Origin of the sequence: Indiicoccus explosivorum, from assembly GCF_002167005.1 — a bacterium.
GTDB lineage: Bacteria > Bacillota > Bacilli > Bacillales_A > Planococcaceae > Indiicoccus > Indiicoccus explosivorum.
This window is the reverse complement of record NZ_NHTN01000017.1, coordinates 76,176-86,621: the sequence shown is the minus strand read 5'-3', so window position 1 is coordinate 86,621 and position 10,446 is coordinate 76,176. Positions and strand designations below refer to the sequence as shown.

10 protein-coding genes are annotated in these 10,446 nt (G+C 54.0%); 9 read left to right on the top strand and 1 reads right to left on the bottom strand.

The genetic code is table 11. The features are described 5' to 3' along the window. The 5 genes from CCE92_RS06145 to rarD all read left to right on the top strand — a co-directional run. A partial coding sequence (locus CCE92_RS06145) for a septation ring formation regulator EzrA (protein ID WP_277621516.1) occupies positions 1 to 511 on the top strand: 511 nt, incomplete at its 5' end. Between the two features lie 54 nt (positions 512 to 565). After that, positions 566 to 1,678 carry a cysteine desulfurase family protein gene (locus tag CCE92_RS06140; protein WP_088006649.1) on the top strand — a complete coding sequence of 371 codons (1,113 nt, stop codon included), beginning with the start codon at positions 566 to 568 and terminating at the stop codon, positions 1,676 to 1,678. Continuing rightward, on the top strand, positions 1,675 to 2,877 hold the full coding sequence (thiI, locus tag CCE92_RS06135; protein ID WP_088006648.1) for a tRNA uracil 4-sulfurtransferase ThiI: 1,203 nt from the start codon (positions 1,675 to 1,677) through the stop codon (positions 2,875 to 2,877). The genes CCE92_RS06140 and thiI overlap by 4 nt, the downstream gene beginning before the upstream one ends. A gap of 131 nt (positions 2,878 to 3,008) precedes the next feature. Then, on the top strand, positions 3,009 to 4,583 hold the full coding sequence (gene mbcS, locus CCE92_RS06130) for an acyl-CoA synthetase MbcS (protein WP_088006647.1): 1,575 nt from the start codon (positions 3,009 to 3,011) through the stop codon (positions 4,581 to 4,583). A 186-nt stretch (positions 4,584 to 4,769) separates the two neighbouring features. Next, the gene (gene rarD, locus CCE92_RS06125) at positions 4,770 to 5,675 is read left to right on the top strand and encodes an EamA family transporter RarD (protein ID WP_088006646.1); all 906 of its coding nucleotides are present in this window, start codon (positions 4,770 to 4,772) and stop codon (positions 5,673 to 5,675) included. A gap of 73 nt (positions 5,676 to 5,748) precedes the next feature. Here rarD and CCE92_RS06120 read toward each other — a convergent pair whose 3' ends face one another. Next, positions 5,749 to 6,549, bottom strand: a complete 801-nt coding sequence (locus tag CCE92_RS06120) for an NAD kinase (protein ID WP_088006645.1) — start codon at positions 6,547 to 6,549, stop codon at positions 5,749 to 5,751. A 104-nt stretch (positions 6,550 to 6,653) separates the two neighbouring features. On the opposite strand from CCE92_RS06120, the gene sppA reads away from it, so the two are divergent. The 4 genes from sppA to CCE92_RS06100 all read left to right on the top strand — a co-directional run bounded on the left by sppA (position 6,654) and on the right by CCE92_RS06100 (position 10,440). Further along, on the top strand, positions 6,654 to 7,664 hold the full coding sequence (gene sppA / locus CCE92_RS06115; protein ID WP_088006644.1) for a signal peptide peptidase SppA: 1,011 nt from the start codon (positions 6,654 to 6,656) through the stop codon (positions 7,662 to 7,664). Positions 7,665 to 7,676: 12 nt separating this feature from the next. Beyond that, positions 7,677 to 8,192 carry an RDD family protein gene (locus CCE92_RS06110; RefSeq protein WP_088006643.1) on the top strand — a complete coding sequence of 172 codons (516 nt, stop codon included), beginning with the start codon at positions 7,677 to 7,679 and terminating at the stop codon, positions 8,190 to 8,192. A gap of 67 nt (positions 8,193 to 8,259) precedes the next feature. After that, positions 8,260 to 9,183: a class I SAM-dependent methyltransferase gene (locus tag CCE92_RS06105; RefSeq protein WP_088006642.1), complete on the top strand. Its 924-nt coding sequence runs from the start codon at positions 8,260 to 8,262 to the stop codon at positions 9,181 to 9,183. Positions 9,184 to 9,246: 63 nt separating this feature from the next. Next, positions 9,247 to 10,440 (top strand): acetate kinase, encoded by a 1,194-nt coding sequence (locus CCE92_RS06100; protein ID WP_088006641.1) that lies wholly within the window; start codon positions 9,247 to 9,249, stop codon positions 10,438 to 10,440. Positions 10,441 to 10,446 lie beyond the last annotated feature (6 nt).

Below are 10,446 nucleotides of genomic sequence, written 5' to 3'. Positions count from 1 at the left end.
TGTCCTCCAGACGGAATTCAGTCAGTTCATGAAAAATCTGCGCGTCGATGAAACAGCCGCGAGGAAAAAAGTGGATGAACTGAAGAATGAACTGATCACGACGGACCGCATGCTCCATAAAGCGAATATTCCAGGCGTCCCGGAAGAAATGGATGCCCGTCTCGAAGAAGCGGAGGAACGGCTCTTCGTTGCGATGAAAAGCTTGCGGGAAGTGCCGCTGAATATGCAGCAGGTCGGGACCGATGTGGACATCGCAGCCAACGTGATCGCGGAAACCCGTGAAAAAGCGGTTGAAATGATTGAGAATGTCCATTTGATCGAGCAGATCATCCAGTATGGCAACCGCTACAGAAAGACGGATGCGCGGATGAATGCCCGTCTTTTGGAGGCGGAAGAATCGTTCCGTCAGCTGCGTTATTCAAAAGCTTTGGAAGAAGCCGCTACCGCAGTTGAAGCGGTCGAACCCGGCGCTATGAAGCGGATCGAAGTATTGAAGAAGCAGAATGCATAATAATCTGAAGGCCACCAGCGGCTGCTGGTGGTTTTCTTTTGGGAGGCGGTCACCATGTTTTATTTGGATAACAGCGCAACAACGAAAGTGCGGCCGGAAGTGCTCCGGACTTTCACGGAGGCGAGCGAGAATTTTTTTGCGAATCCAGCTTCACTCCACCGCCTCGGCAATGAAGCGGAGGATCTGCTGGAAGAAGCGCGGCAGCTGACCGGGCGTCTGCTCGGGATGGAGCACATCATTTTCACGTCCGGCGGGACGGAAGCGAATAACCTGGCCATTACAGGGACAGCACGCGAACTGAAGGGGCGGGGGAAGCACATCATTTCCTCACCGACCGAACACCCTTCGGTCCTCAATACGCTAGCGGAGCTGGAAAAGGAAGGGTTCGACGTGACGCTGCTGCCCGTGGGTGCCGACGGGAAAGTCAGTCCCGAAGATTTGCGGAAGCAGCTGCGGAAAGATACAATCCTTGTGACGATCATGCACGTAAACAACGAGACAGGGACGGTCCAGCCCATCGCTGAACTCGCCCGGATCCTGCAGGAAAGCCGGGCTTATTTCCATGTGGATGCGGTCCAGTCAGCTGGGAGGATGCCGCTTGATTTCGGGATGAAGCCGGATCTTTTGACGGTTTCCGCCCATAAGCTGCACGGAGTGAAAGGAAGCGGCGTCCTTGCGTTCAATAGGGCCGAATTGAGGCCGATCCTCCACGGAGGCGGCCAGGAAGGCGGGTACCGGAGCGGAACCGTTTCTGTTCCGCATGCCGCTTCGTTCGCCAAAGCGCTCCGGCTGATGATCCCGAATCCGGAATGGGGTGAATGGAACCGGGAGCTGAGGGGATTTTTCAAGGGGTATCGGGATGTCCGGATCCTCAGTCCGGAAGATGGCGCTCCTTACATTCTTTGCGGTGCGGTCCGGGGCATCAAGGGGGAAGTGCTGATTTCCGCACTGCAGGAACATGGAGTCATCATTTCGACTTCCAGCGCCTGCTCGTCGAAAAAGCAGCAGACGAGCCACGTGCTGGAAGCGATCGGTGTGGAAGACTCGTTCATCAAAGGGGTATTCCGGATTTCGTTCGGCGGGATGACGTCCGGAGAAGACATTCAGGCATTCAAAAAAGCCTTCCATGAATCATACCGGTTGATAAAAGGAGAGACAGCCAGATGAAAAAATATCAAATACTGATCCGTTACGGAGAACTTTCGACGAAAGGCAGGAACCGGAAATTATTCATCCGTAAGCTGAAAGAGCACATCGTGCGCGTCCTGCGGGACCTGGATGGCATCGGGATCCGAGCGGAACGGGACCGGATGTTCATTCAGTTCGAAGATGAGACCTCCATGCTGGCGGCGAAAGCACAGCTGCCCCGGGTCTTTGGCATTCAGTCGTTCAGCCCCGTTGTCCAAGTGCCGAAGGACATCGGCGGAATGAAAGAAGAAGCCATCAAGCTTGTGGCTTCTCTCAAGCCGGAAGGAAAGACGTTCAAGACGACGGTGAAGCGGTCAGACAAGTCCTTTCCGCTCGAGACGAACGAGCTGCAGCGGGAAGTCGGGGGCTTTGTCCTCGGCCATTTCAGCGGCTTGTCTGTGCAGATGAAAAAGCCTGACATCGATCTGCATATCGAAGTCCGGAAAGAAGCCGCTTATATGATGGCCGAAATCATTCCGGGAGCGGGCGGCCTTCCGGCGGGATCGAACGGCAAGGCTGTGCTGATGCTCTCGGGTGGGATCGACAGCCCGGTGGCCGGCCACCACATGCTGCGCCGTGGCGTCGAACTGGAACTGATTCATTTCTTCAGTCCGCCATTCACCAACGAACGGGCGAAGCAGAAGGTGCTGGACCTTGCGGAAGTCCTCGCGGCGAGCGGCACTTCACTTAAGCTGCACATCATCCCGTTCACGAAACTTCAGCAGGAAGTGCACAGGCAAGTGCCGGATAATGTGACGATGACATCGACACGTCGGATGATGCTGAAAATCGCCGACCGCGTCCGGAAGGAAACCGGTGCCAAAGCGATTGTGACTGGCGAGAGCCTCGGCCAAGTGGCCAGCCAGACGTTGGAGAGTATGGAAGCGATCAATGCGGTGACGGCGACACCTGTCCTCCGTCCGCTCATTTCAATGGATAAACTGGAAATCATCAGCCAAGCGAATGAAATCGGCACATTCGATATATCCATCCGTCCGTATGAGGATTGCTGCACCATTTTCACTCCTTCGAATCCGAAAACGAAACCCCGGCTTGAAAAAGTGGAATACTATGAAAGCTTCCTGGAAGCGGAAGGGCTGATCGAAGAAGCCGTCAAGAACCGGGAAGTGCTGGAATTCCCGCAAAAGAAAGATAAGAAGTTTACAGATCTCCTGTGATTCCACCGCTGCTGATGCAGCGGTTTTTTCAATTTCAAAAATCAACAGTTCATTCGAAAAGTTTTGAAAACCGTTCTGCAGACGGTATAATAAACACTGTACATACTTTGACTGCAGAGGAGGAAATGGATTTGAAGAGAGAAGAACTGCTGGCCCCGAGCGAGTATAATCTTGTAGAAGAGTTCGAGAAATACGCAAGGGACGAAGGAAAAACAGCGCTGATTTGGGAGAACGGCGAGGGTGAATCCGAACAAGTTACATACAGCGATCTGATGAAACGCGCGAACAAAGCGGCGAATAGCTTCCAGGATGCCGGACTGAAGAAAGGCGACATCGTCCTGATCATGGTCCCGCGCCTGATTGATGCATACGTCTGCTATATCGGAGCACTGAAATCCGGCATCATCGTCATTCCGAGTTCCGAAATGCTGCGGCCGAAAGATATCTCCTACCGGCTGACACACAGCGAAGCGAAAGCGGTCATCGCCTATGAGCCGTTCATCGATCAGTTCGAGGGGATTGCTGAAATGGAAGGGCTTACAAAATTCGTTGTCGGGCAGGCAGACGGCTGGATTTCCCTGACTGAAGCGATGGAAAAGGCGCCGGAAGTGTTCGCCGGGGCTGAGACCCGAAGCGATGATATGGCTTTCTTGTCCTACACATCCGGGACGACAGGGAATCCGAAAGGCGTCGTGCACACGCACGGCTGGGCATACGCGCACCTGCGGACGACTGCGGAACACTGGCTCGGCATCAACGAAGACGACATCGTCTGGGCTACGGCCGGCCCCGGCTGGGCGAAGTGGATCTGGAGTCCATTCCTGGCCGTCCTCGGCAGCGGTGCCATCGGATACGTATATAATGGCAAATTCGATCCAGCTGTATACCTGAAAAAGCTGGAGTACCGGAAAGTGAATGTACTTTGCTGCACGCCGACCGAATATCGGCTGATGGCGAAGGAGAAGAACCTGGAGTCATATGACCTCAGTACGCTGAAGAGCGCCGTTTCCGCAGGGGAGCCGCTGAACCGGGAAGTCATCGACACGTTCAGGGACAAGTTCGACCTTGAAGTCCGGGACGGCTATGGCCAGACGGAAAACACACTTCTTGTCGGCACCATGCAGGGAATGGAAGCGCGGCCAGGTTCGATGGGCAAGCCGACGCCCGGGAACCGCGTGGAAATCGTCAATGAAAACGGACAGCCGGCAGCGGATGGGGAAGTCGGGGATATCGCGGTCCACGTCAGCACACCGGCGCTGTTCAAGGAGTACTACAAAGATCCGGAACGGACCCGGATGCAGTTCCGCGGTGAATATTACATCACCGGCGATAAAGCGGTCCGTGACGGGGATGGCTACTTCTGGTTTGAAGGCCGCGGTGACGATATCATCATCTCATCCGGATACACGATCGGACCGTTCGAAGTGGAAGACGCTCTCGTCAAGCATCCGAGCGTAAAGGAATGCGCGGTCGTCGGCGCCCCTGATGAAGTTCGCGGACATATCGTCAAGGCGTTCGTGGTGCTGACGGAAGATGCCCAGGGAGACGAAGATCTTATCGCCGAACTGCAGGATCATGTGAAGGAACTGACGGCGCCCTACAAATACCCGCGGCAGATTGAATTCGTCGAGGAACTGCCAAAAACCGCTTCCGGAAAAATCCGCCGGATCGAACTTCGGAAGCTGGAACAAAATAAAAAACAGTAAATGGACTTGAAACCGCCTGCCGATGTGCAGGCGGTTTCATTGCCTGAAAAGCAGTGATCAAACAGAAGTCCGACATTCAGCGGGTAACCAGCCGGCCACATATCATTTACAACTAGGCGCTCCGGTTCTATAATGAAGCTTATATTTCGGATTTCAAAATAATTACAGAGAGAGATGGAGCGCCTTATGACCGAAGAGAAAAAAGGCGTCGTCTATGCGACGCTGACGTATATGCTGTGGGGGATCCTTCCGATATACTGGAAAATGCTGGATCATGTCGGGAGCGGCGAAATTCTGACCGGACGGATCTTCTGGTCGTTCTGGTTCACACTGCTGCTGGTCATGCTGCTCGGCATGGGGAAAAAGTTCATCACGGACCTCAAAACTCTGGTGAAATCAAAAAAAGAATTTTTGTCGCTCCTTGCTGCGTCTTATCTGATTTCCTTGAACTGGTTCCTGTTTATATGGGCTGTCACCAATGACAGGATGGTGGAGACGAGCCTTGGCTATTACATCAATCCGCTTGTGTCGGTCCTGCTCGGCATCTTTTTCCTGAAGGAACGGCTGATGCCGGCCCAGAAAGTGGCGTTTGTCCTGGCAGCTGTCGGTGTGACCATCCTGACTGTCTCCTATGGCCAGTTTCCGTGGCTCGCCTTCCTGCTCGCCTTCAGCTTCGGCTTTTATGGACTCCTGAAAAAGACGATCCGGCTGAACGCGCTGCGGGGACTCGCGATGGAAACCATGTTCGTGCTGCCGGTCGCCACCGGCTACTATGTTTATCTTTTTGCCACTGAGCGGGCGGAGTTTTTGACGACGGATCTCCGGACGGACATTCTGATCATGCTGTCCGGGGCGGCGACGGCATTGCCGCTTGTGCTGTTTGCAATGGGCGCACAGCGGATTCCGCTTTACCTGATCGGGTTCCTGCAGTATATCGCCCCGACATCGATGCTCATCCTCGGCGTTTTCGTCTACGGTGAATCATTCGGATCGGTCGATCTGCTGTCTTTTTCTTTAATCTGGGCGGCGCTGGCGCTGTTCACCTTATCGAAAGTCCTCAATATGAAAGTCGTCAAAAAAGAGCAGGCCTGAATCGCCTGCTCTTATTTCATTTCCCGGAATAAGTGCCGCCGAAGAGAGAACTTGGGATTTTTTCGTGTTTCGTCTACAGGAAGGTCCGCTGCACTTTATTCCAGAATGAGTTATCTTTCAGTTTGACGGTCTTTACGACTTGGTCACTAAGCTCCACTGTCACCATATCGACATGCTGCACGCTGAGCGCTTCATTATCCATTCCCATCGTCGGGTAATCGTTGCCCGTCTCGCCCAATTTCAGCTGGAGCTTCCGCTGGCTGCTCAGGATGAACGAGGAACCGAGCGTCCGGTACTGGTTGTTGTTCACAGAAGCGAGTTCAGAGACTTGGAAACACGGCAGGAGCGGGTCGACGACAGCCCCTTTGACTGACTTGTTATAGGCGGTCGAACCCGTCGGCGTCGCCATGATCATCCCGTCTCCGCGGAACGTCTCAAAATGATTGCCGTCGATGAACACATCCAGGACGAATGTTTTAATGATATTCGAACGGATGCTGAACTCGTTCAGGCAGTAAAAGGCCGGATTGTCATCGACCTTCACCTCGATCAGCGGATAGCGCCTGACTTCGATCTGCGCAGACTGGACGGATTCGATCATCGTGTGCAGATCATGGAAATGGAAATCACAGTACATGTTCAGTTGGCCGGTTGTGGAAATGCCCGCATAGAGGCAATCCTGGCGGAATCCGGTTTTGCGGACAGCCTGCAGGAAAGTGCCGTCAGCTCCGAGACTGACGATGATCGACGCGTCTTCATGGCGGTCCACCGGTGTGAAACCGTAGCGCATGATCGTATCATGGAGCACTTCTTTTTTGCTGAGCGTTTCCGGATCATTTTTGGAATAAATGAAGATATTTTTACGGTCTGGCAAACTAAAAACCTCATTTCATCGCTTTTGAAATTATTCTAACAGGTTTGAAACATATTCTCCCGGAATCCGTATATACTGGAAGGAAACAGAAGGGGGAAACCACAATGAACACAAAACGGTGGATCGCACTGGCAGCTGCCGCAGCGCTGCTTGTCATTTCCACGGGAGTGAACGCGGCGCTCGCCCTGTTCACAACGGATTTTACAGCAGAGATGGATAACTTGTTCGCCGCTGCCGAACCGGCATACATGGAAACCGTCATCGAAGAAGGCAGTCTCACCGAACGGATCGCTGTGGTCCGGGTGGACGGCGTCATCCAGGACACCGGCGAAGCGCCGATGTTCGGCATGGCCGGGTATAACCACCAAGTTTTCATGGACCAGCTCGAGCAGATCAAGCAGGACGGTACTGTGAAAGCTGTGCTCCTCGCTGTCGACTCGCCGGGCGGCGGAGTGGTGGAATCCGCGGAGATCCATGACCAGCTGCTCGAAATAAAAGAAGAAACGGACATGCCGATTTATGTTTCGATGGGAGCGATGGCTGCTTCCGGCGGCTACTATATTTCTGCGCCGGCAGATAAAATCTTTGCAAGCAACGAAACGCTCACCGGTTCTCTCGGTGTCATTATGGAAAGCGTCAACTATGCGGAATTGGCGGAGCGGTACGGAGTCGATTTCGTCACCTTCAAATCCGGCCCGCACAAAGATATCATGAGTCCGACACGGGAAATGACAGCTGAAGAGAAAGCGATCATGCAGTCGATGCTGGATGAGTCGTATGAGACGTTCGTCGACGTCATCGCCGAAGGCCGCGGAATGAGTGAAAAAGAAGTGAAAACCCTCGCTGACGGACGCATTATGAGCGGGCGCCAGGCGCTCGAAGCCGGCCTGATCGACGCAATCGGTTTTGAAGAAGACGCCTTATCGGCCCTTCAGACAGATCTTGGCCTGGAAAAAGCTGAAGTATTCGAATACGGCACTGAGCAGGGATTCGGCTCCTTGTTCGCCTTGAAGGTGCAGTCGCTGTTCGGAGGAAGTCCGGAAACCCAGCTGCTCAGCCGGCTGTTCTCCGAGTATAGTTCACCGCGGATGATGTACTTGTATGGAACGAAGTGAGGAGGGAACTAAATGAACCAGCTGCTTGAAAGCTACGCTGCTTTTGAACTGAAACCGGCAGGATTCTGGGTCCGGTTCTGGGCGTATCTCGCTGATCTTCTGATCACTGCCGCCTTAGCGGGTCTGCTGATCCGTCCGCTCTTCATGCTCACCGGATGGGGAGGGGATGCCGCTTCGTGGTACGCCCCCGTCGGAATTCTGTCATCATTGCTGTTTTACGCTTACTTTGTCCTGACCACGAAATTCCTCGGTCAGACGGCCGGGAAAATGATTTTCGGCCTCCGGGTCGTCCGGCTGGATGACCAGCCGCTGGATTGGGGCACCGTATTGTTCCGGGAATGGATCGGCCGGTTCTTTTCCGCTGTCATCTGGCCGCTGTATTGGATTGTCGGATTCACACCGAAAAAGCAAGGAATCCATGATTTCATAGCGGATACGACAGTCGTCCACGAAAATGCCTACCGGAAATCCCGGGATCCCGAAAGATTGGCTGAGGGGCCGCAGTTGCACGGAACAGGCGCGGTTTAGTACGATAACAGAAGACAACCTGGAAACCCACTCGGCTGAGTGGGTTTCCTTATTGAGGATGAGGACAATGGATTCAGCAGTGGAAAAATTATTTTATTTTCTGGACAATAAAACCGCTGATCTGCAGCAGCAGAGCGGACTCTCGTATTTGGAAAGCCTCCAGCAGACGCTTGAGAAGTGGCTAGACGGGGAGGCCGCCCCGACAGGAGCATACGGGAAGGAAGAAATCCGGAAAGCGGTTCAGCTCACGGTCCTGAAGGGAATGAAAGAGCATGTGCAGCCTCACCATCAGATGACCCCCGATTCCATCGGATTGCTCATCAGTTATTTCGCGGAGCTTTTCATTAAAGCGGAAAGCTTCACGGTCCTCGACCCGGCAGCGGGAACAGGCAACCTGCTGCTGACCGTCATGAACTACCTGGACGGTCGGACAGCGGGGACGGCGGTTGAAATCGATGAACTGCTGATCCGGCTGGCGGCCGCCACGGCGGAACTGACGGACCAGCCGGTCACGTTTTACCGGCAGGATGCCCTTGGGCCGCTTTTAGTCGATCCGGCGGATGCAATCGTGGCGGATCTTCCGGTAGGCTATTATCCGGATGAAGAAACAGCTGCAGGGTATCGGCTGACGTCTTCGGAAGGGATGCCGTATGCCCATCATTTATTCATCGAGCAGTCGCTGCGGCACACGAAAGAAGGCGGCTATCTGTTCCTGGTCATCCCGCAGAATTTATTCGAATCGGCTGAAGCGCAAAATCTTCATCGGTTCCTGAAAGACAGCGCCCATATCCAGGCGGTTCTCCAGCTGCCGGAAGCGATGGTCAAGAATTCGGCGTTCGCAAAAAGTGTCCTCATTCTTCAGAAGGCGGGGGACGGAGTGAAAGCGCCGCGGGAAGTGCTGCTGGCCCGGGTGCCGAACCTTTCGAATAAAACGGCGATGGCGAAATTTTTCCAGCAGACGGACGAGTGGTTCCGCAGCAGCAAACAGTAACAGTGGCAGAAGGGTTCCCTGACAAGTAAGATGGAGAAAAGAACGCAAAGGAGTTTTGTTGGTATGCCGAAAATATTGGCGGTCAATGCGGGCAGTTCATCACTTAAATTCCAGCTTCTCCAAATGCCGGAAGAAGAAGTGCTTTCGAAAGGGCTTGTGGAGCGGATTGGACTGAAGGATCCGGTCTTTACGGTGGAAGTCGGGGGAGAAAAACATAAAATCGAAGAACCGGTCGCTGATCACGAAGATGCCGTTCGAATCCTGCTGGAGCAACTGGTCGACAAAGGGGCGGTCCAGAACCTGGACGATATTGACGGGGTCGGCCACAGAGTCGTGCATGGCGGCGAACGCTACAGTGATTCCGTCCTGATCGGCGAAGAGGAGATCAAGAGTTTCGAGGAACTGTCCGAACTGGCTCCGCTCCATAATCCGGCGAATATCACCGGAATCCGTGCGTTTGAAAAGGTGCTCCCGGCTATTCCGGAAGTCGCTGTTTTCGACACGGCATTCCACCAGACCATGCCTGAAAGTTCGTATTTGTATTCACTGCCGTATTCGTATTACAAGGACTACGGGATCCGCAAATACGGATTCCATGGCACCTCCCACAAGTATGTCGTCCAGCGGGCGGCTGAACTGCTGAACCGTCCGCTGGATACTCTGCGGATCATTTCGTGCCATCTTGGCAACGGGGCGAGCATCGCAGCCATCGATCGCGGAAAATCGATCGATACGTCGATGGGCTTCACTCCCCTTGCGGGAGTCACGATGGGCACCCGCTCCGGGAACCTCGATCCTGCCCTGATTCCGTTCATCATGGAAAAGACGGGGAAAACCGCGGAGGAAGTGCTGAATGTCCTGAATAAGGAATCGGGCATGCTGGGCGTTTCCGGATTTTCCAGTGACCTCCGGGACATCGAGACGGAAGCCGCGAAAGGAAATGACCGGGCGGTTCTGGCACTCGATGTATTCGCGAGCCGGATCCACAAGTACATCGGATCATACGCCGCGCGGATGAACGGCGTCGACGCCATTCTGTTCACAGCCGGCATCGGTGAGAACAGCCCGGTCATCCGTCAAAAGGTGCTGACAGGCCTTCAGTTCATGGGGGTTTATGCGGACGATGCGCTGAATAATGTCCGCGGTAAGGAAATGTTCATCAGTTATCCGCATTCGCCGGTCAAGATCATCGTCATTCCGACAAACGAAGAAGTAATGATCGCCCGGGACGTCATGCGCGTGGCGGGACTCGAATAACCAAAG